Here is a 20,383-nt window from a genome sequence, read left to right as displayed (position 1 = left end):
CTAGTTTTTCTCCAGTTCGCGGAACATCTCGATGGCCCTCACCCGTGCAACGGCATGATCCACCATGGGGGCCGGATAATCCTGCCGCCCCTTGAGCCGCAACCAGCCGTGGGGCTCGTGGAGATAGGCAGCAGGCACATCCGCCAGCTCAGTGACCCAGGTACGAATGAACTCCCCTTGTGGATCAAATCGTTGCCCCTGGGTGGTGGGGTTGAAGACCCGGAAATAGGGCGCCGCATCGGCCCCGGTCCCCGCCGCCCACTGCCAGCCACCATTGTTGGCCGCCAGATCCCCGTCGATGAGCCGGCTCATGAAGTAGTCCTCCCCGAGCCGCCAGTGGATGTGGAGATCCTTGGTGAGGAAGCTCGCCACTATCATCCGCAGCCGGTTGTGCATCCAGCCCGTGGCGTTGAGGCAGCGCATGGCCGCATCGACCACGGGGTAGCCGGTGCGCCCCTCGCACCAGGCGGCGAAGGCATCCGGATCCCAGCTCCACGGCAGGGCCGCCGTCTCCGGCTTGAAGGGGCGGTTCATGGAGAGGCTAGGGATCAGCACCAGCAAGTGGCGGTAGAACTCGCGCCAGATGAGCTCGTTGAGCCAGACGAAACCGGGTTGGGCCTTCGACTGGGGCCGGTAGCCGAGACGCTGCTGCAGCGCCCCCACGCACTGGCGGGCACTGATGATGCCCGCCGCCAGATAGGGGGAGAGCACGGAGGTGCCCGCCAGCGCCGGAAAGTCCCGGGTCTCGCCGTAATCGAGCACCGCCTGATCCAGAAAAGCGTGCAATCGGCGGCTCGCCTCAGCCTCCCCCACCGGCCAGCGGGTGTCCGGCGTCAGATCCCCCAGCCCGTCGTCCACCCACTCCCGCTCGGCCAGGGGCAGCCACGGCAACGGCTCGCCGCGTGGTGCGGGGGCACGGTGAATGACGAAACCATCCTCCTCGAGAGCCTTGAGCCAGGCACGGCTGAAGGGGGTAAAGACCTTGAACATCTCCCCCGACCCGGTCAGCACCCGACCGGGCGGCAACACGCAGCAGCCATTGAACCAGTGGCTGGTCATGCCCTGCTCCCCCAGCGCGGCGCTGACGGCGTGGTCGCGGCGCAGCTCGTCGATCTCGATGGCCTGGTTGGCGTAGAGCTGGCTCACCCCGAGATCCCGGCAAAGCGCCGTCAGCGCCGTCGGCACCTCGGCAAAGGTCTCGACCCGCAGCAGATGAAGCGGAATGCCGAGCGCCGCCAGCTCGCGGCCCATGGCATCCACCTGTGCCAGCATGAAGCGCTGGCGGACCGGGGCCAGCTTGTGCGCCTGCCACTGGGTCGGCGAGACGATGAAGAGTGCGGCGACCGGTTCATCTCCGGCGCAGGCGTGGCGCAGGGCCGGGTTGTCGGCCAGACGCAGATCGTTGCGAAACCAGACCAGCCTCATGACGGTGTTCTCCCGCCCTTGCCCTTCGCCTTGGCAGTGCGGGGCGTCACACTGACCTCTGCCAGGGTGGCGTGCCAGTTGCGGGCACGCCGCCACGGCTCATCGTAGAGGCGTCCCAGCTCGCCAAAGAAGCGGGTACCCGCAGGCCATTCGGCGGCCTGGTCCTGCTTGCCGAGCCCGGCCCCCAGCAGGATCAGCCAGGGGGGAGTGGCGCGCCCTTCCAGCAAGGTGGCATGGCGGGGCTCCACCGCCCCCAGCAGTTGCACCTCATAACCCTGACCGATGAGCTCATACGCAGCCCAGACCAGATCCAGCGGCCCCACCTGCCCCCAGCTTGCCAGGGTGACGGGGACGCCCTTCTCCTGCTCGATGAGGTGGCGGGCGAAGCGGGTATGCAGCCAGCCGAGCCACACCTGTTGCAGCAGCTCGCCATCGGGGCGCTCGCGCCACAGCCCCAGCAGCCGCTCCACCAGGGGCTGCAGCACCCGGCTGCGCACCAGCTCGAAGGGGTAGCTCGCCAGCAGATCGCCAAGCTCGGCCTCCGCCTTGCGCTGGTTGAAGGCGAGCAGCGCCTGGCTGAACTGCTCCAGGGTCTGCTGCCAGTGATCGCTCACCGGCGCACTCTGGGGCTCGCTCAGCAGCCCCTTCACCTGACCTATGCTCACCCCCCGCTCCAGCCAGCTCAGGATCTCGCCTATCTGGCGGATATCCTGCTCGCTGTAGAGGCGATGGCCCTTCTCGGTTCGGGCCGGTTGCACCAGCCCGTAGCGGCGCTGCCAGGCGCGCAGGGTGACGGCGTTGACGCCGGTGAGACGGGAGACCTCGCGAATGGGGTAGACGCCCTCGTCGGGGAGAGGCGCGGCTGCTTGTGATTCATCAGACATGAGAGAGTCCATCAGACGTTGGGAAGAGGCCCCGGTCATCCACCGGGGCCTGCACAGGGGGTTCAGAGCCCGTAGCGCAGCTTGAGCGTGTCGGGATGAAGGTCGAGGTAGGCCTGATCGGCCAAATCCAGCCACACCTTCACAGCCCGTAACGCAATTTCAGCGTGTCGGGATGGGGATTGAGGTACACCTGCTCGGCGAGATAGGGGTTCGGGTACTCGCGCAGGTAGTGGCGGATCAGGGTAAGGGGTACCAGCAACGGGAAGACTCCGGTGCGGTACTTGTCGATGGTGTCGCACAGCTCCTGCTTCTGGGCCGGGGTCAGCACCCGCTTGAAGTAGCCCTGCAGGTGCATCAGCACATTGGTGTGGCTGCGGCGGTTGGCGCGAAGAGTCAGCGCCGCCATCAACCCCTGGATGTAGCTGTCGGCCACCTCCTGCAGGTTGGCCTTGCCAAGGTTGGCGAGCAGGCGCCCCAGCGCCCGGTAGTGGGTGGTGGCGTGGGAGAGCACCAGGTACTTGTAGCGTGAATGGAAGCGGATCAGGGCTGAGGCGGTGATCCCCCGGGCGCAAAGCTGCTGCCAGTCGTGGTAGGCAAAGACCCGCAGGACGAAGTTCTCCCGCAGGATGGGGTCGCACAGGCGGCCATCTTCCTCCACCGGCAGCAGGGGGTTGGCCTCCATCAGCGCCTTGGCGAAGAGGCCGACCCCCTCCTTGGCGCTCCCCTCGTTGTTGGCGCCATAGATGCGCACCCGCTCCATGCCGCAGCTGGGGGACTTGGCGCAGAGGATGTAGCCGGAGAGAAAGTCGAGCTGGCGTGCCTTCTGCTCGCTGAAGGCACTCAGCTTGTCGGTGACGTCGAAGCTGCCGTTGCTTGCCTCGGCCCGCACCTCGCCCTGGCGCTTCACCAGCCGGATGGCGGCGCGGGGGGCGCCCAGGCCAATGGCCATCTCGGGGCAGACGGGGTGATAGTCGAAATGGGCACCCAGATCCCGTTCGCAGAAACTGGATCGTTTGTGGCCTCCGTCGAAGCGCACTTCCTGGCCGAGCAGACAGGCACTGATACCGACCTTGATCTTGTACATGATGAAGCCCCTTGTATAAGCCTTGAGTAAGTTATAGCAGTTATACAAAAAATTGGAAGCTGTATAACTATTGCGAACTGATACGGCCAGGGGCGGCGGGCGGATCAGCACCCATAAAAAAACCCATGACCGAAGTCATGGGTAAAGGTGAAGACCCTGCAGGAAGGATGATCAGAAGCTGTATTTCACACCCAGGCTGGAGATGGAGCCTTTTTGCAGATCCCAGTTGCGATAGGTGTAGTCGGCGGTGAGGGCCAGGTTCTGGGTCAGCTTGTAGGCCGCCCCCGCCTTGAAGTCGTGCATGTCGTCGGTCATGTTGGCGTAGCGATAGCCGGTGGAGAGCTCGACGGCGCCGATGTCGTAGCGCAGGCCCACTTCTCCGTAGAGGCTGCCGCTCTTCTTGCGGGCCAGGGTATCCCAACCGGAATGGTTCACGTCGGAGGCCAGCTCCCGTTCCAGGCTGTAGCCCATCAGGCCGGTTTCACCGTAGAGGTTCAGTCCGGTGCTGAGGGGGGTGTAGACACCCATCCCCAGGCTGGAGATGGCCATGCTGTCGTTGCCGCTGCTGCGGGAGGTGTATTCGCTGCCGATCCGGCCATAGACATTGCTGGTGAAGCTCTTGGAGAGATCCAGGCTCAGGCCGCCGAAGTCGCGGTTCTCCCCATCCTTGCCACCGATGTAGTCAGACTTGGTGTGGGCCCAGGTAGCAGAGCCCTTGGCATAGCTGAAGGCATCTTGCGCCAGGACGGAGGTGGAAGAGAGACCGGCCAGAACCAGAACAGACAGTGCGATCTTTTGCATTTTGTTGACTCCATGGGTTGAGTTAGGCGGACCTAACTGGAATGGAGCCATTGTGACGGGCAAAGGGGGCAACGCCGAGGAGCAAGCTGTTGCCAAACCATGTCAGATGTAAGCGGATATTGCTGGCGGTTACCGGTGCAACACTCTGCGGGGGAGCCAGGGCTCCCCCGCCGTCATCCTAGCGGAACTCCACCTCGTCGATCTGCACCCGCACCAGCGGCTTGCCGGTGAGGCCGGCGGGTCGTGCCAGCTCGATGGCCCGGGAGGCGCGTGCCTCCCCCTTGCGCAGGTAGGAGTCAGGCAGGCGGTTCTCCCCGACCCAGAAGCGCACGGGCTCGCTCGAGAGCTGCACCCCGTCGGCGCTGAACAGGGTCAGGCTGCCGTTGACGCGCACCACGTTGCGACTGCCGGTGTTGCTCACCACGAACTGCAGGCTGAGGGGATCGTCCCCCGCCACCTGGTCCAGCTTCACCGTGATGCCGTCCCGGGTCGCCTGGGAGAGCAAGTCGGGATGGGCCATGGCCTGCTCGGTCAGCACCGGGGCCGCGACACTCGCCGTCACTGCCTGACCGGCTACCGTGGCTGCCGGCTTGACCAGCAGGTATTCCCAGGTGAAATCGTCATTGAGTTGCACCTGGCGACCATCCGGCAAGGTGATCTGGTGCAGGGGAGCCGCCTCGGCCAGCAGAGGGCACAGACAGAGGGCGACCAGCAGTCGGGAGAGGGGTTTCATGGGCAGGCACTCGATAAAGGATGCGAAGGGGGCAGTATAAAGAGTCGCGCCCTCCTTGCCTATGACCCCCCTCACGTTACGCCCCGGCTCAGATGACCAGGGGGGGGGGATCCTCCAGCGTGGCCAGATCCAGGGTCACCAGATCGAACTGGGCACTCCTGAGGGCCTTCTGGATGGTGGGCTGCATGTCGAACACCAGGGCCCGCAGCCGTTCGGGCACCCGGATCCTCGCAAGGGTGGTGACCCTGTCACCCAGGGTATGGAAGAAGACCTGGGCGCCCCCCAGCCCCATGTCCACCAGCATCTGCTCGGCCATGTCGACCATCCGCAGGTGCCGCCTGTCCAGGGAGGTCATATCGACAAACCGCCGGCTCAGGCAGGCCTCCCCCACGTCTCCCCAGAGCGCCAGTTGCCGCTGGTGAAAGCCGTAGCGAAAATCCCGGTTGGTCATCCCCTGCTCGGCAAAGATCCAGAGGGTGTTGGCGGGCAGGCTGTGGAATCGGCGCAGGTACTCCCGCTTCTCCTCCACCGAGGCCGACATCAGCAGCGGCGGGCCCTCTTCATGTTCGAGCTGCTGGCAGAGGTAGCGCACCGGGTCGGTCACCTCGGCGAGGTGGCCCAGGTGGGCGCTGAAGATCATCTCGTCGGTCTTGAGCACCTGATGGGGGATGCCGTAGTGCCGGCAGTAGCGCTGTGCCCTGGCCACCGACTGGCGGCTGAGGGTGGGGTTGTCCAGGGTGATGGCGCGAAATCGCACCCCGCTGGCCCGGCACAGATCCATGCTGTAGCAGGATTCCAGTCGGCCGGAGAAGGAGACAAGCAGTTCGCTGTAACCAGCCAGGGTGTTGATGAGCCTCTGTTCCCTGGCTTGAAAGGTCTGATCGTATCCCCGATTCAGCGCAACAACATTGGCATCCATAACAACAACTCCGGATGATGAACTGGATACCATTTTGCCCGCCCCAAGCTGAATATACACTTAAAGAGTGCGGGTAAAACTGTACATTATTTGCCCCAAATCAACGCTTCCCCCACTTTTTTCGCTGCGAAGCGAAACTGGCTCCCCTCAGGCAGGCAACAACCCCTGAGCGATCAGATGCGCCCGGCACCGGGTCGGATCGGTGAAGACCAGCCCCCGCAGACCGAGCGCCTCGGCCGCCGCCACGTTGGCCGGGCTGTCGTCGATAAAGAGACACTCCCCAGCCTTGAGGTCGAACGACACCAGCAGATAACGGTAGATGTCGGGCTCGGGCTTGAGCATCCGCACCCGGGCCGACACCACCTTGCCGCTGAAGAAGCGCCAGAAGGACTGATGCTGCTCCAGCCAGTCGATGCTGGCGTGCCCCATGTTGGAGAGGGCATAGAGGGTGTGGCCTGCACCGTGCAGTTCTTCGATGAGCGCCACCATGTCGGGATCCGGCACAAGGGAGGGCGGCACCGCCTGCAAGATGGCCAGATTCTCCGCCATCGACAGGCCGGTGCGCCCCTGCGCCTGACGGGCCATGGTGTGCAGGGAGAGGGTCCCCCTGTCCACCTCCAGCCAGTCCGGGTGGTTGAACAGCTGCTCCGCGATCGCTGTCGCCCCCTCGGGTCCGCGCACCCCACTCACTATGGCCACCGGATCCCAGCGCACCACCACCCTGCCCAGATCGAAGATCACCGCCATCGTCTCGTCCCCTCTATGTGTTGTTGCCACGGATGTGGTCACGGCGGTCGCCACAAAAAGGGACCAGAACGACGCTCACTCTCCCTCGGCAACCCGAGCCACCACCCTGCCCCGTTCAACGCCCCCGGGCAAGTTTTACTTGCATCGCACCGCCAAATCCCTTAATGGTTATGGCGTTACATTCAGGACACGCCCATGAACACACCATTCTTCTTTGTTTTCTCGTTTACCCGGCCCACATGAGGGAAGGCCCGTCGTCACGTGAACCATTCGCGTAAACAGAAACCAAAGACGAATCGAGCCTCCCCAGCGGAGGCTTTTTTTTGCACCACACACCACAGAATCACTGGATAGGGAACCACCATGGCAACGCTCGACGAGATCAGACACGACATCACCCAGTTGGATCAGGAGCTGCTCGCCCTGCTGGCCAAACGCAAGACCCTCAGCATCGAGGTCGCCCGCGCCAAGCAGGCCAATCCCCGTCCCATCCGTGACCACCAGCGCGAACAGGACTTGCTGGTCGCCCTGATCCAGAAAGGGCGCGCCCTCGGACTGGATGCCCAGTACATCACCCGCATCTACCACACCATCATCGAAGACTCCGTGCTCTCCCAGCAGGCCTACCTGCAGAGCCTGCTCAATCCCCAGCAGCAGGAGCCCATGACCAGCGTCGCCTACCTGGGACCGCGCGGCTCCTACTCGAGCCTGGCCGCCCGCAAGTACCTGGCCCGCTACAAGGATCAGGTGATCGAGGTGAACTGCCAGAACTTCCGCGAGGTGCTGGACACCGTGGAGTCGGGCCGCGCCGCCTTCGGGGTGCTGCCCATCGAGAACACCAGCTCGGGCTCCATCAACGAGGTGTACGACGTGATGCAGCACACCACCCTCTCCATCGTGGGTGAGCTCACCTATCCCATCGAGCACTGCATCCTCACCGCCGTGCCCACCGAGATCGAACGCATCAAGACCTTCTACGCCCATCCCCAGGTGTTCCAGCAGTGCTCCCATTACCTCAGCAAGCTGGAAGGGGCGCGCCACGAGATCTGCGACTCCTCCTCCAGCGCCATGATGAAGGTCAAGGAGCTGGCAAGCCCGGAAGCGGCGGCCATCGGCAGCGCCGCCGGCGGCGAGCTCTACGGCCTGGACGTGCTGGCCGAGCAGCTCGCCAACCAGAAGGAGAACTACAGCCGCTTCATCGTGGTGGCGCGCAAGCCCATCGACGTGGCGCCCCAGATCCCGGCCAAGACCACCCTCATCATGTCCACCTCCCAGAAGCCGGGCTCCCTGGTGGAGGCGCTGCTGGTGCTGCGCAGCCACGAGATCAACATGACCAAGCTGGAATCCCGTCCGGTGCAGGGCAACCCCTGGGAGGAGATGTTCTACCTGGATGTCTCCGCCAACCTGCAGACCCCGGCCATGCAGGCCGCCCTGCTGGAGCTGACCAAGATCACCCGCTACATCAAGGTGCTGGGCTGCTACCCGAGCGAAGACGTCAAGCCGACCGCCGTGCCGCCCGTCTTGATGGGAAGCTGATGGGGAGCGGATCCCGCCCCTGCCACACAAAGGCGAGCCCCGGCTCGCCTTTGTGCTCTCTGCGCCCTCCCCGTGAGACGCGGCCCAGTCCCGCCCTTCCCTTCCGGCGTTAAACCGCCCTCCACCCCCTTCCTCGTGGACCCGGGATCCTGGCGCGGCTGTCTTTCCACTCACCATCAGGCCATCTTCCTCCCGTTGCGGCCCCCTTTTGCCGCCTGCCGGGCCTTCCTATCGTTTGGCTTTATTTAACGACATGGCTATATCGTTAGATTTTCCTAAACAAAAAAGGCCGCCATTCCGGCGCCCGGGCGCCTCTTGTACTACCTCGGCCCCCTTTTTCCTCGCCACAGGCCGGATCCCGCCCGGCCCCTCAACCCCGGTTACCCTCACCGCAGGTCCTATCCCGTCCAAGGCGCCAACCCCGGTGATTCCCCGCAGATCCGAGCCCCTTCCCGACCAAACAAAAAGGCGAGCCTGCGCTCGCCTTTGTCTGTGCCGTGATGCTCGCCGGGCTCATGCCGGCGCCCCCCGGACCCGCCCTAGAACTGGCCCGCCATCAGCTGGTTCAGGTGATAGAGGTTGCGGGTGTCGAGCTCCAGCTCGGTGGCATAGGTGTTGCCACGGGGATAGGTCGCCACCACCCGGGCACCGCGCACCATGCCCGCCACCGACACATCCAGGGAGTTGGAGGTCTGGGTCAGGTCCTTGTAGCTGCTCTGGCCGCGCACCTGCTGGCCGTTGAGCTGCTCCGCCAGCTCCCGGTAGGCGTCCATCTTGGAGGCGCGGATCGCCTGCAACATCTTCTCGGACTGGGAGGGACCGGGCTGGATGTCGATCACCGCATACCCCACCGCCTTGAGCACCGGGAAGTCATCGGGCTTCTCGCCCACGTCATAGTTCACCACCCGGTTGCCACTGCACGCCGTCAGCAACATGGCCATCAGGCAACCCAACAAGATTTTCATCGCTGTTTCCCCGTTTTCCTGTTCACCACACCCGATGTTTCACGGCTCAATGTCAGCCAGCCCGCTTCACGCTTCATGACGCGCCACCTCAAGGGGTCAGGTTGACCAGATGACCGGACGGGCTCTGGCCCCCCCGCATCAGGTAACCGCGATTGATGGAGGCCCGGCCAAAGGAGTTGCTGGCACCGGACAAATATTGTTTCGGGATCAGGCTCTGGGCCGTGGTCTCCACCATCTTGGTGCGCAGATCGATGATGCGGGCGTTGACCAGGATCCCCTGCTGATTGCGGCTGAAGGTGCCGGTCAGAATGCGGGAGATGGGCAGCCGGGACGAGAGATCCTTGTAGTTGCGGCTCATCACGAAGTCCCCCTGCGGGGTCACCTGGATGCTGCCCGTGGTCTTGAAGTCCACCACCACCTCACCGCGCCGGTTCAGCTCGTAGATGAAGCTCTCCTCGATCTGCTGCCCCATCCAGTTGGTGTCCTTCAGGGTGTCGAGATCGACAAAGGAGGCGACCGCAATGGGCTCGGTCAGGGTCGTGAGAGACTTGCGCTCCATCAGCTGATCCGTCATGCGGGCCACCAGCCAGTTGAGCTCCATCCCCTTCGCCGCCTGGCGAGGGTCTCCCAGCTCCCGATTGATGGGGTCGGCCGACCCGCAACCGACCAATGCCAGCGCCACCGCCAGCACCGTGATAACTCTCTTCATGGATACCTTTCCTGTATCTGCACCTGACCTGTTATCGGTCGCAACCGCCAACACTTGAGGCGGGAATGCGCGCAGGATCCTCGATGATCCCCGGGCAAAGGCGCGCACTGTGCCACCGGAGCCCACCGTACGGGCTCCGGCCAGGGAAGAAGGCATGGTTCTTGCTTTTATTTGGTCACCCGCTCCGGTGCAGACCGGATCTGTGTCCAGGATCCCTGACCCGCCCCACCGGCGGCAGCGGGGTCGCCCACTCAAGGTGTTTGTTATGAAAGTTTCGCTGCTGTTCACCCTGCTGCTGGCCAGCCTGTCGGCCAGGGCCGAACTTATCGAGGCCCAGGGCAGTGCCGCCATTCTGGGGGGCGACGAGGTCTACGCCCGCGAGCAGGCGACCCGGGATGCCCTGCGCCAGGCGCTGCTGGCCAGCGGTGCCTCCGTCTCCAGCATCCAGCGCCTGGAAAACGGCAGCCTGCGCTCCGAGCAGATCCAGATCCGCTCCGGCGGCGACATCCGTCAGTACCGCCTCAAGCGCGAAGAGGTGCGCAACGGCCGCATGTACATCACCCTCGTGGCCGACATCCAGGCGGAGCGGCAGATCTGCCAGACCCAGCACTACGCCAAGGATTTGACGCTGGTGCGCCTGCGCATGCGCTACCCGGACCAGGCGAGCACCGGTGCCCTGGACGACATGCCCGCCGATCTCTCCCGCCGGCTGTTTGAAACCCTGGCGACGACGCCCCAGGTGGTCGCACGCCAGTGGCTGGACGAGAACCTGCGCATCGACCCTCTCCATCTGCAACAGGGGGATCGCAGCGCCCTCGAGGAGATCAAGGCCCTGAGCCTGCGCACCGACAGCCAGTATCTGGTGCTCGGCAGCATCGACGACCTCTCCCTCGAGCCCCAGGGCAACGCCCTCACCAGCTGGTATGAGGATCCCGTGCGCAATTTCTCCATGCAGCTCTACCTGTTCGACGGCATCAACGGCAGCCTGCTCGGCCGCAAGGAGTACAAGGGCCGCGCCAACTGGACCTTCTCCAAGCGGGAACAGGTGGGCAGCAGCGGCGGCCAGTTCTGGCAGTCGAGCTTTGGCCAGGAGGTGGGCTACCAGTTGAAGGAGGCGGCCCAGGACATCGCCGCCGAACTCGCCTGTGCCCCCGTCACCGCCCGGATCGTGGCCCAGCACGAGCGCGGCCCCCACATCAACCTGGGCCGTCGCAACGGGGTCAAACTCGGGGACCAGTTCCGGGTCCAGCACAGCGCCGACTTCGTCGACCCCTATGGCAAGTCCAGGGTGATGCGCAACCCCGCAGACGGTCTGTTCGAGGTGGTGCAGCTGTTCGAGGATGGCGCCATCATCAGCAGTCAGAACAAATATTCGCCGTTCAATGTCCAAATCGGTGACCTGGCCGTATTGGAATAGGAATCAAGGGTTTAAAAGCACAATGCTTCTTGTATAATGCCCGCCACAAGGTTCCCGTAGCTCAGCAGGATAGAGCGGTCCCCTCCTAAGGGACAGGCCACTGGTTCGACTCCAGTCGGGAACACCATACACAGCAAGGGGCTGGCATCGTCATGATGCCAGCCCCTTGTGCGTTTCTGCGCCATTTCCCCCCTCATCCCGGGCGCCACATGGCGGGCCTCGGGGAGCGATGACCCTCGCCACGGCCTGTGCGCCATGCCCGCCAGATCAGGCAGGCATCAGCTCGGGGACGAGGTCACGTCCCCTCAATCCCATCTAGCGCTCTCCGAATGACTCGCTCAGGGTCTTGCGCAGGGGCTTGAGCAGGTAGTCCATCACGGTACGATCACCGGTGCGGATATCCACCTGGGCCGTCATCCCCGGCAACACGTCGATCTCCCTGCCCGTCGTGGAGGTCACGGGGTAGCTGGCAGGCTTGATCCGCACGCGATAATAGATGTCCATGCCGCGACTGGTCTCTTCCTTGAGGCTGTCAGCACTGACATAGGCCACCTCCCCCTTCACGCCGCCAAAGATGGTGTAGTCAAAGGTGTCGAAACGGATCGTCGCTTCCAGACCCGGCACCACACGGGCAATGTCCGCGGTGCTCACCTTGGCCTCAATCATCAGATCGTCGTCGACCGGGATGATCTGCATCAGCTCCTCCCCGGCCCTGAGCACACCGCCCACCGTGGTGACCCGGATGTTCTTGACGATGCCAGGCACCATGGCGGTAAACATGCTGTCCTGCTGCTCCTGCTTGCGCAGGGTCAGGGTCTGCGCGCCCTGCGCCATGTCATCCTCCGCCTTGGCCAGCTCCAGTCTGGCCTCCTCAAGGAACTGGTTGCGCCGGTTCACCAGCCGGGCCTCGGCCTCGTTGAGCCCACGCTGCACCCGCAGCAGCTCGGAGCCGCTGGCATCGCCATCAGCATAGAGCTGCTCCACCAGACGCAGCTCCTTCTGGGCCAGTGACACCGCCACTCGCATGGTTCTCAGCTCTTCCCTGAGGCCGGTCTGGCGCTGCTTGAACAGCGCCTCCTCGACACGGGCCGTCTCGGGAGAGCGTGCCAGCAGGTCAGGTGAGAAGGTGAGTCGCGGTTCACCGATGACTTCCGCCCGCAGCCGGGTGGCCCTCGCCTCCAGCGCAAACAGGCGGGCCTCCACTTCTCCGACCGACGCCCCCACTCTGGTCTGCTCCAGACGGGCGAGCAACTGACCGGGGGCCACCCTGTCCCCCTCCTTGACCAGCAACTGCTCCAGCACGCCGCCATCCACCGACTGGATAATCTGCACCCGGCTGCTGGCAATGACCTCGCCCGTGGCACGGGCGACTTCGTCCACCCGAAACCATGAGGCCCAGGCAACAAAGATCGCCATCAGGAGCGCCGTCATCCACAACCAGCCCTGACGGCCCCGGTGAGAGTTCTGCAACTTGCGGATCCGAGCCTGGGTACGCGCATCATCGTCTTGCAGGAAACGATCAGACCACATCAAGCATTCCTCCTTTGCCAGGGTGCAAAGATGCCGCCGGTCGGGCGAGCATCTGTGTCAGCACCCGATCCGGCGTGCCATCTTTGACCACCCGCCCCTGTTGCATGGCGATGACCCTCGTCGCCAGCCGGGCGGCCGCCATGGGCCTGTGGGTCGCCACGATCACGATATCCTCGGGCTGTATCGCCCTTTGCAAGGCCGTCCAGACACGCTGTTCGGATTCGCCGTCAAGGGCCGCCGTCGGTTCGTCCAGCAGCCATACCCTGGGCTGGTTGATCAGGACGCGAGCAAGCGCAACCAGCTGCCTCTGGCCGCCAGAGAGCCCCTCTCCTCCCTCGCTGATCACGAGATCCATCCCCTGAGGGCTGGATGCCGCAATGCCGTCGATGCCGAGCTCGCGGGTGATCTGCAGCAGGCGAGAGTCGCTGGTCACGCCGGTCAGGGCCAGATTGCTGCGCAGGGTGCCCTTGAACAGCTGTACGGCTTGCGGCAGATACCCCACCTGGCTTGCCACCAGTTGGGGATCGATCTCCCACAGATCGGCGTCTCCCAGACGGATGCGGCCTTCGCTGGGGCAATACAGACCGGCCAGCATCTTGAGCAGCGTCGACTTGCCACACCCGATCGGCCCGACCAGCAATACCCGCTCACCGGATTTGAACTGCAGGCGCTCGATGTCGAGCTGGCAGATGGGCGATTCGGGATAAGCGAAACGCACGCGCTCCGGGGCCACCTCCCTGGGGAGTTCGTCCGGCAGCAGCAGTTGCTGCTCCGGGCGCCGATCCCGCGACAGGGACAAGACCTGGTGCACCATCTGCAACGCCTGTCTGACTTGCTGCCACTGCGCAAGATACTGGACGCTCTGGGCGATGGGGGCGATCACCCGCCCCCCCAGGATGCTGCACGCGATCATCCCCCCCATCGTCAGGAGGCCAGCCTCGATCTGCCATACCCCGACAACCACGGCGGCCACATAGGCCAGGGTTGACAGGCTGCTGGTGCTGACGCTGGAGAAACTGCTGACCGCCTTCTGCTGGATGTTGTAGCCATCGATGGTCGCCGTCACGTCTTGCCACTCCTGTGCAAAACGCCAGCCGGCATTGTTGGCGCGAATCGTCTCTGCGCCCCGGATCGTGTCGACCAGCAACCCCTGGCGCTCGTTGCTGCGCAGCATCTGCTGTGACAGCAAGGCGCGAAGGCGCCACTGGCTGACATATCCCAGCAGCAATGCCACTGGCAGCAGCAGGGTGTACACCCAGCCCACCGCACCGCCGATGATGGCGATAAATGCCAGAAACAGGGCGGCAAAGGGCAGATCCACCAGTGCAAACACCACGCCGGCACTGAAGAACTGACGCACGGCATCCAGCCCGCCAACCTGGGCCGCCAGAGTTCCCAGGCTGCGCGGCTGCTGATCCAGACGCAGATGCAGCACATGCTCGAAGACCTGCTGCGAAACCCGCTTGTCGACGGCACAAGAGAGGCTGTCCAGGATCCTGGCCCGGGTGATCTTCAGCATCCAGTCCAGCAGGATGATCAATCCCATGCCGGTTACCAGGGTGGTCAGGGTCGAATAGGCCAGGGTCGGCACCACACGGTCATAGACCTGCATGGCGAAAATGGACGTGCCGACGGCCAGCAGGTTCACCAGCACGGTGGCCACGATGACTTTCCACAGCCAGCCCCGCTCTCGAAAGAGTTCTCGCCACACCAGGCGAGACGCCAGGTTGCCGGAGAAGACACTGTCGGCATCGGCACGTCTGCTCACCGGAGCCCGCAGCCAGACCACCAGGGCATCCTGCAGCTCGCTCTCATCGGCCTCACGGCGCATCCCTGCCCCATCGAGCAGGGTCAGGCAACCCGTGGCATCCCGCTCCGCCAGCACCCACTCCCCCTGGGAACAGACCAGTGCCGGCAAGCGGCGCTGATCAAGACGACGCCAGGCGAGTTGCACGGGTGCAAGGTTCTTCAATCCGGCCTGGATCAGTACCTGCCTCAACCACTGTGCGGGCCCGAGGGTGGCAGTGGCTGGCGCCGCCTGCTCCCACGCCTGTGCCAGTGCATCGCGGTCGAACGGGATCTGTAACGTAGCCAACAAGTGTGTCACCAACGCAGATGACATGCCGTGCGGCGCCTGCTCGGCGGTTTGCCTATCCATGGGGTTGTAACTCCTCACCGTTCAAGGTCACCAGGGGATCCAGCCCCCCTGTCAGGGCAGCCAATTGCAAGGAGTAAATCTCCCAGTCACTCTTTGCCTGGACCAGTTGCAACTGCTGTTCACTGAATTCGCGCTGGATATTCAGCACATCGAGCCAGCTCTTGGTCCCTGCCACATACTGGCGTTGATAGGATCCCAGCACGGCCCCCAACTCCGCCAGCGACTCAGTCTGTACCCGCACCAGCCCGGCCTGCAGCTCACGGCTGCGTTGCAGGCGACGCACGCTGCGCTCCAGCTCGCTGACGGCGTAGGCCAGGTCATCTTCGGCCGCGCTCTGCTGCGCCACCGCCGCGTCTGTCCTGCCACGGGTCGCAAAGCCCATCCCCTCCAGCGTGCCCTCCAGCACCAAACTGACCCGGGTATCATCCCGGTAGGATGGCTGATCGTAATCCTGCTCTGCTTGCAGGTAGAGCGTGGGCATGGAGGCTGTTCTGACCTGCTCCACACTCGCCCTGGCCCGCTCGATCTCCTGCTTCTTGTAACGCACTTCGGCGCTGCCCTGCAGGGCGGCCTGGTGCAATGCCTCGCCCTCGCTGACCTGCAGCAGATCCGGTGTCACCGGTTGTCGGGCCGGTACGGGCGTCTGGGTCAGTGCCAGCAGATCGCTTCTCGCAATGGCCAGCTCCCCTTCGTATCGCTCCACCCTCGCCCTGGCTTGCGCGAGGCGAGTGGCCGCCAGGCGAACATCGGCCGTCGACGCCAGCTGACCCTGCTCCCGGCGGCTGATCTGCTCGAACAGCGACTGATGGGCAGCCAGACTGGCTTGAACCACCTCCAGGCGCTGACGGCTGCCAAGGACATTGGAGTAGGCCACGGCGGTCTGTTCCAGCAACTGGCGCCGCACTCGCAGCAGGTCGACACGCTCGACCTCTGTGTCGGCATCGGCAAACGCAATGCTGTTGTCGATGCGCCCGAATGCCCACAAAGGTTGGCGAGCGCGCAACGTCACCGGCGTGGAGAGGTCCTCTCCGGTCGCAGTATCCCGACTCGATTCTGAATACTGCTGCACCTGGGCAGTCACGCTGGGGTAGCGCTGACTGCGGGCTGCATCGGCAGAGTATTCCCTTGCCTCGATCTGTGCCCGTTTGCCACTCACGGCAGGGTGCTGGCTCAGGGCCGCCTGCAACGCCGCCTGCAAGCCATCGGCCTGTTGTGCATTCGCGGGCAGGGTCAACACGGCCAGGCTCAGGAGCAGCAGGCCATGCCGCCTCAGCCGCGGCAAGCTAGTTACCATGAACATTCTTCGTCGATTTCCTGTTCGTTGTGGGGCAAGGCTGTCTGTGCCACAGGCGGCGCCTTGCGCAACAGTTGCGCCGCCTTTTCCGGCTCGCCCGATAGCGTATATGCCTGCGCCAGATCTTCGCGCCATTGCCCATGCCAGGGGCACTGTTCGTGGGCCTTGTGCATCAGGGCGATGCCCTCGGCCAGATGGCCCTTGCGCACATAGACAAGCCCCACCATGAAGGTGGCGGCAGCGTGCTCGGGCAGGTGATGCAGCAACTGCTTGAAGCAGTGCTCGGCCTCGTCCAGCTTCTCTTCGCGGTAGCGCGCCACGCCCGTTTCCAGCAAGCCGGGCACGGGTAGCGCCACCATGTCGTCGATTGGCTGCCATTGGATGCGCCCATTGGTGCCACGCAGCAGCGGGGCAAGATGGGCCTCGTAACGCGCCCATCTGGCCATGGAGCTCTTGTACAGCGGCTGGCGCACCTGCCAGACGCTGGCTGTTTTCACCGGCCGTTGCAACTCGCTGAAATTGAGGACCTGAGGCTCCCAGGCCACCCCGACGTAATCCAGCATGCGCCGCGCCTCGCGTTCGGGGTCCGCCAGCACATCCTCGTAGCTCACCTCCAGGATCTCCCCGGGGAAGAGCTGGTTCCAGTGGTGCATCAGCAGGTTATGGTCGGCGAGCTGTTCCCCTATCCAGGTCAGGTCATAGGCAAAGCCCATGCCGCCGTGTTTGGCCGCGTAATCGGTAAAGTAGTTGGAGATGGCGATATCGCGGGGATCCCGCCGCACCGAGATGATCCGCGCATGGGGGAAGAGCAGCTTGATGAGACCGATGTTCTCGAAGTTGTGGGGCAGCTTGTCCACCACATGCCGCGCCCCGGGAGCATACTCCTGCAGCTCTTTGAGAAGATTGCCCGTGATGCCCGCGATCACCTTGGCGTCCAGATCGTCCACACAGTCGGGGTAATGTCGGCCGGAACCGACCCGGCGCTCCCACCGTTCAAGGCCCGCAATCACGCCGGGGATGAGCCCCAGCTCGCCCGCACCGTGGACCTGGCTGTGGCCGGCCAGCATCTGCTCGATCAACGTGGTGCCGGAGCGCGGCATGCCCAGCACGAACACCGGCAGCGTCGAGTCATTGCCAATACCCCGGCGATGTTCATAGAGCGATCTGCTGAAGGCATGACGGATGCGTGCGCAAGCTTGCCGGTGCGCCGCCGGATCATAGCCGAGCAAGGCGCGGCTGGCGCTGTTGGCCTCATCGGCGAGGGCAAAGGCCTTGGCATAGTCCTGGCGCTTCTCCCAGGAGGCCGCCAACTGCAACAGCAGACCGGGTTTCACCAGCCCCTCTGGACCGGGGCGGCGGGCCAGCACCTCCAGATGGTGCAGGGTGGCGTCATCCTCCGGGAAGCGCCGCGCATTGATAAGCGAGGCATATCCGCGCACCGGGTCGAGCTCCTTGACCCGTTCAAACAGCGCCACCGCCTCCTCAATACGTCCCAGTTGCAGGTACAACTGCCCCAGCCCCAGCAAGGCCGGCACCTGTTGCGGATGCGCTTGCAGCACCTGGCTGTAGCGCGCGTCGGCTTCGTCATACTGCTGCTCCTGCGCCTCGACCCCGGCCAGCGCCACCTGTGCTTCGGCCAGCCAGTGGGATCGGGGAGCCCCGTCGAGATGCTCTGACGGCGGCAATGCCTGCGCCTCTTCGAGGGCCTGAGTGGCCATCTCTCTGGCCAACGCCGTCTGCCCCTGGGTCGCAACGGCAACCAGCTTGAGGCGCAATGCCAGCACGGGCTGTTGCTGCTGGCCCGCCAGATGGATGGCCCGCTGCAGCAAGGCAATGGCCTGGGACGAGCGCCCTTGCAGCTCAGCCAGCTCGGCGCGATGCTGATGCAAGCCGGGATGGTCGGGATACTCTCTTCCTCCCCGGCACAAGGCATCCTCAGCCTGGGCATGGCGACCTTGCTCGGCCAGCCGCTGGGCGTACCCCCTGACCAGGCCACAATAATCCTCTTCGCCCAGCAAGCGTTGCTGCTCGTCCAGCCAGGCATCGGCGGCGGCATATTCCTCTGCCGCCAGCCACAACTCCAGACGCAGACCTCGCAATTGCTGGCCATGCCAAGCCGCCTGTGGCTCGGGCCAGTGCTCCCGCTCCCCCTCCCAGAAGTCCTCGGCCCGGGTCAGCAGTTGCTCGCCCAATGCAATGGCCCCGTCCTGCAAATAGAGGCGCAGCAGTTGTTGGTAGAACAGGATATTGGGCGCCAGGAAAAGGCTTCGCTCATACAGTTGCCGCGCCGCCTCCGTCTGCTGGCGTCGAAGCTGGCAGGTCGCCAGCCGTGCCAACAGCAGCGCATGATCCGGTGCGTCATGCCGGGCTGCCTCGAGCAGCCCCTGCGCCATATCGAGCTCACCCAAGAGCAGTTGGACGGCAGCCAGGTCGACACGTCCGTCGACGTCAAGAGCGGCAAGATCCAGCCCTGCCAGCGCGTGGCGTGCGGCATCCAGCTCGCCAAGCTGGGCACAGGCCAGCGCCAGCAATACCTGTTCGGCGGGGTTTTGTGGGGCGCAGCAGGCCTCCTGCAACAGCACAAATTGTTGCTGCATGGCCAGCGTGCGCAATAGGGAGGGTGAACTCATGGGAACCGCGAGATCCTGGGGCTAGATCGCCCCTCAATGAGGGGCGATTAAGGGTGAATAATTAGAGCCGGGTCAGACCAGCCCTTGAGAGGTCAGGACACCGTTTGGCATCTGGAGCAGATAAACATCATTGAGCGCTTTGCCCGCATTCAAGTTGGCCCAGTAACCGCTTGTCCAAAGCTGTGCTTGACCCTGATTGCCCCAATTTATTGCTCGATTAAAGATACCGTTGGCATACGCAGTGGCACCTAAAGCTGTAGGGTCATACCACCCTACGTAATGAGTTCCACCACCTGCGTTAACTCCTACCTGGAGGCGAGAGACAAAATTATTCGAGAAGGTGCTTCCACGCACAGGAGTACCAGTGCCCACAAGAACGATCTTGTCATCTGCCCCCAAATTGCTGGCCCCTTTCCATTCGTCCCATGTCGCACCGGGGTTGGTCGATGTGCCATCTGTACTCAATTGGTATGAATTGCTGTTGACCCGGACATAAATGGTGTAGCTAGTATTGGCATCGAAAGTGCGGCTGCTGTGGTCCGAACTGACCCCCTGCACCAGGTCAAACACCACTATGCTGGTGTCGGCCACAGGCCCGGATGTATCGATCACGATGGCTTCATTTGCCCCAAGCGAACCGGCCCCGCCCGGGGTCGGCAAGGTCAGCGTGGCGTTGTTGCCAGCAGCGTCGCGGATGGTGCCGCCGTTGAGGCCGAGTGCCGCCGCGCTCAGGTAATCCAGATCGGCGCTGGTGTCCCCCGCCTGCACCGTGTAGTTGAAGGTCAGGGTATTGGAGCCTGAACCACTGACGTAATTGATGGTCCGATCCGTGGCACCGGTCTCCAGCGTCAGTTGCGGCGTGCCAGAGACGGTGACCGCCTCGCTGAAACTGACCTGGATGCTGATCACACTCCCCACGCCGTAGGTGCCCGCCGCCGTGGTGCTGCTGACCCCGCTCACCACAGGCGCCGTGGTATCCACCAGGTAGCTGGCGTTGTCGGCCACCAGGGAATGGCTCAGGTTCGCATCATTACCCGCGGCATCGCTCAGGGTGCCACCGTGGGCCTCCAGGCCATTGGCAACGATCGAGATGCCGTTGGCATCGGTCTGACCCGCCAGAATGGTGTATTGGAAGAGCAATGAGGCCGTGCCACTGCCCGAGACGTAATTGGCGTAGACGGTGCTGCCCCCGATATTCAGCGCCACACGGGGTGTGCCGCCCGTGGTATCGACCACGGTCGCTTCATCCATGGTCACGGTGACGCTGACCACGTCACCGGCATTCAGGGTATTGCTCTGCACACCGCTGGCCCCCGTGATACCCACACTGCTGACAGCTGGGGCCGTGGTGTCCACCAGGTAGCCGGCGTTATCCGCCACCACGCCATGAGCCAGATTGGCGGCATTGCCCGCTGCATCGCGCAACGTGCCGCCGTTTGCTTGCAGTGCATCGGCATCCAGGCTGATGCCGTTGGCATCGGTCTGGCCCGCCAGAATAGTGTATTGGAACAGCAAGGAGGCCGTGCCACTGCCCGAGACGTAATCGGCGTA

The 20,383-nt window shown here is 64.0% G+C and carries 16 protein-coding genes, 1 tRNA gene and 1 other annotated feature; of the genes, 3 read left to right on the top strand and 14 right to left on the bottom strand.

What is annotated here, in order from left to right; genetic code table 11:
- From phrB to AB5Y59_RS00105, 7 genes are all read right to left on the bottom strand, one after another.
- Positions 1–1,425 carry a deoxyribodipyrimidine photo-lyase gene (phrB, locus tag AB5Y59_RS00135; RefSeq protein ID WP_128272432.1) on the bottom strand — a complete coding sequence of 475 codons (1,425 nt, stop codon included), beginning with the start codon at positions 1,423–1,425 and terminating at the stop codon, positions 1–3.
- The gene (locus AB5Y59_RS00130; RefSeq protein ID WP_103260687.1) at positions 1,422–2,309 is read right to left on the bottom strand and encodes a MerR family transcriptional regulator; all 888 of its coding nucleotides are present in this window, start codon (positions 2,307–2,309) and stop codon (positions 1,422–1,424) included. The genes phrB and AB5Y59_RS00130 overlap by 4 nt, the downstream gene beginning before the upstream one ends.
- Positions 2,310–2,448: 139 nt before the next feature.
- Positions 2,449–3,393, bottom strand: a complete 945-nt coding sequence (locus AB5Y59_RS00125; RefSeq protein WP_167825321.1) for a DUF523 and DUF1722 domain-containing protein — start codon at positions 3,391–3,393, stop codon at positions 2,449–2,451.
- Between the two features lie 171 nt (positions 3,394–3,564).
- Positions 3,565–4,194, bottom strand: coding sequence for an outer membrane beta-barrel protein (locus tag AB5Y59_RS00120; protein WP_039041374.1), 630 nt, complete (start codon positions 4,192–4,194; stop codon positions 3,565–3,567).
- Between the two features lie 178 nt (positions 4,195–4,372).
- Positions 4,373–4,927 carry a DUF3157 family protein gene (locus AB5Y59_RS00115; RefSeq protein ID WP_039041373.1) on the bottom strand — a complete coding sequence of 185 codons (555 nt, stop codon included), beginning with the start codon at positions 4,925–4,927 and terminating at the stop codon, positions 4,373–4,375.
- Positions 4,928–5,015: 88 nt separating this feature from the next.
- The gene (locus AB5Y59_RS00110; protein ID WP_368211220.1) at positions 5,016–5,879 is read right to left on the bottom strand and encodes a hypothetical protein; all 864 of its coding nucleotides are present in this window, start codon (positions 5,877–5,879) and stop codon (positions 5,016–5,018) included.
- A 114-nt stretch (positions 5,880–5,993) separates the two neighbouring features.
- Positions 5,994–6,593: an HAD family hydrolase gene (locus tag AB5Y59_RS00105; protein ID WP_368211234.1), complete on the bottom strand. Its 600-nt coding sequence runs from the start codon at positions 6,591–6,593 to the stop codon at positions 5,994–5,996.
- 191 nt (positions 6,594–6,784) lie between these two features.
- Positions 6,785–6,918, top strand: a sequence feature (Phe leader region).
- Between the two features lie 38 nt (positions 6,919–6,956).
- Here AB5Y59_RS00105 and pheA point away from each other — a divergent pair.
- Entirely contained in the window at positions 6,957–8,129 is a 1,173-nt protein-coding gene (gene pheA / locus AB5Y59_RS00100) for a prephenate dehydratase (RefSeq protein ID WP_010673312.1), read from the top strand.
- A gap of 539 nt (positions 8,130–8,668) precedes the next feature.
- Here pheA and AB5Y59_RS00095 read toward each other — a convergent pair.
- Together AB5Y59_RS00095 and AB5Y59_RS00090 are read right to left on the bottom strand one after the other, a co-directional pair.
- Complete coding sequence (locus AB5Y59_RS00095) at positions 8,669–9,094, bottom strand: LPP20 family lipoprotein (RefSeq protein WP_010673311.1); 426 nt, start codon at positions 9,092–9,094, stop codon at positions 8,669–8,671.
- Between the two features lie 88 nt (positions 9,095–9,182).
- Entirely contained in the window at positions 9,183–9,803 is a 621-nt protein-coding gene (locus AB5Y59_RS00090) for a FlgO family outer membrane protein (protein ID WP_368211218.1), read from the bottom strand.
- Positions 9,804–10,068: 265 nt separating this feature from the next.
- On the opposite strand from AB5Y59_RS00090, the gene AB5Y59_RS00085 reads away from it, so the two are divergent.
- Both AB5Y59_RS00085 and AB5Y59_RS00080 read left to right on the top strand, forming a co-directional pair.
- Positions 10,069–11,220, top strand: a complete 1,152-nt coding sequence (locus AB5Y59_RS00085) for a flagellar assembly protein FlgT (RefSeq protein WP_368211216.1) — start codon at positions 10,069–10,071, stop codon at positions 11,218–11,220.
- A 50-nt stretch (positions 11,221–11,270) separates the two neighbouring features.
- A tRNA-Arg gene (locus AB5Y59_RS00080) sits at positions 11,271–11,347 on the top strand.
- Positions 11,348–11,535: 188 nt separating this feature from the next.
- On the opposite strand, the gene AB5Y59_RS00075 is transcribed toward AB5Y59_RS00080, so the two are convergent.
- From AB5Y59_RS00075 to AB5Y59_RS00055, 5 genes are all read right to left on the bottom strand, one after another.
- A complete protein-coding gene (locus AB5Y59_RS00075) occupies positions 11,536–12,750 on the bottom strand; it encodes an HlyD family efflux transporter periplasmic adaptor subunit (protein WP_052688010.1) in 1,215 nt (404 codons plus the stop codon).
- A complete protein-coding gene (locus AB5Y59_RS00070) occupies positions 12,740–14,848 on the bottom strand; it encodes an ATP-binding cassette domain-containing protein (protein ID WP_368211214.1) in 2,109 nt (702 codons plus the stop codon). Before AB5Y59_RS00070 ends, AB5Y59_RS00075 begins: the two co-directional genes overlap by 11 nt.
- A 52-nt stretch (positions 14,849–14,900) precedes the next feature.
- Positions 14,901–16,202, bottom strand: a complete 1,302-nt coding sequence (locus AB5Y59_RS00065) for a TolC family protein (protein WP_213320747.1) — start codon at positions 16,200–16,202, stop codon at positions 14,901–14,903.
- A complete protein-coding gene (locus tag AB5Y59_RS00060; RefSeq protein ID WP_368211212.1) occupies positions 16,196–18,832 on the bottom strand; it encodes a sulfotransferase in 2,637 nt (878 codons plus the stop codon). The genes AB5Y59_RS00065 and AB5Y59_RS00060 overlap by 7 nt, the downstream gene beginning before the upstream one ends.
- A 72-nt stretch (positions 18,833–18,904) precedes the next feature.
- Positions 18,905–20,383 (bottom strand): hypothetical protein (locus AB5Y59_RS00055; RefSeq protein ID WP_368211211.1); only part of this gene is annotated, 1,479 nt, incomplete at its 5' end.

It is taken from the genome of Aeromonas sp. s10 (assembly GCF_040907975.1).
GTDB classification, from domain to species: Bacteria; Pseudomonadota; Gammaproteobacteria; order Enterobacterales; family Aeromonadaceae; genus Aeromonas; species Aeromonas caviae.
This window is presented reverse-complemented; position numbering and strand designations above follow the sequence as displayed.

Bases quoted from the DNA above. Each gene is read 5' to 3' on its own strand.
- AB5Y59_RS00120 (WP_039041374.1), bottom strand. From the start codon at position 4,194: ATGCAAAAGATCGCACTGTCTGTTCTGGTTCTGGCCGGTCTCTCTTCC.
- AB5Y59_RS00075 (WP_052688010.1), bottom strand. From the start codon at position 12,750: ATGTGGTCTGATCGTTTCCTGCAAGACGATGATGCGCGTACCCAGGCT.
- phrB (WP_128272432.1), bottom strand. From the start codon at position 1,425: ATGAGGCTGGTCTGGTTTCGCAACGATCTGCGTCTGGCCGACAACCCG.
- AB5Y59_RS00065 (WP_213320747.1), bottom strand. From the start codon at position 16,202: ATGGTAACTAGCTTGCCGCGGCTGAGGCGGCATGGCCTGCTGCTCCTG.
- AB5Y59_RS00115 (WP_039041373.1), bottom strand. From the start codon at position 4,927: ATGAAACCCCTCTCCCGACTGCTGGTCGCCCTCTGTCTGTGCCCTCTG.
- AB5Y59_RS00110 (WP_368211220.1), bottom strand. From the start codon at position 5,879: ATGGTATCCAGTTCATCATCCGGAGTTGTTGTTATGGATGCCAATGTT.
- AB5Y59_RS00090 (WP_368211218.1), bottom strand. From the start codon at position 9,803: ATGAAGAGAGTTATCACGGTGCTGGCGGTGGCGCTGGCATTGGTCGGT.
- pheA (WP_010673312.1), top strand. From the start codon at position 6,957: ATGGCAACGCTCGACGAGATCAGACACGACATCACCCAGTTGGATCAG.
- AB5Y59_RS00105 (WP_368211234.1), bottom strand. From the start codon at position 6,593: ATGGCGGTGATCTTCGATCTGGGCAGGGTGGTGGTGCGCTGGGATCCG.
- AB5Y59_RS00085 (WP_368211216.1), top strand. From the start codon at position 10,069: ATGAAAGTTTCGCTGCTGTTCACCCTGCTGCTGGCCAGCCTGTCGGCC.
- AB5Y59_RS00125 (WP_167825321.1), bottom strand. From the start codon at position 3,393: ATGTACAAGATCAAGGTCGGTATCAGTGCCTGTCTGCTCGGCCAGGAA.
- AB5Y59_RS00060 (WP_368211212.1), bottom strand. From the start codon at position 18,832: ATGAGTTCACCCTCCCTATTGCGCACGCTGGCCATGCAGCAACAATTT.
- AB5Y59_RS00130 (WP_103260687.1), bottom strand. From the start codon at position 2,309: ATGTCTGATGAATCACAAGCAGCCGCGCCTCTCCCCGACGAGGGCGTC.
- AB5Y59_RS00095 (WP_010673311.1), bottom strand. From the start codon at position 9,094: ATGAAAATCTTGTTGGGTTGCCTGATGGCCATGTTGCTGACGGCGTGC.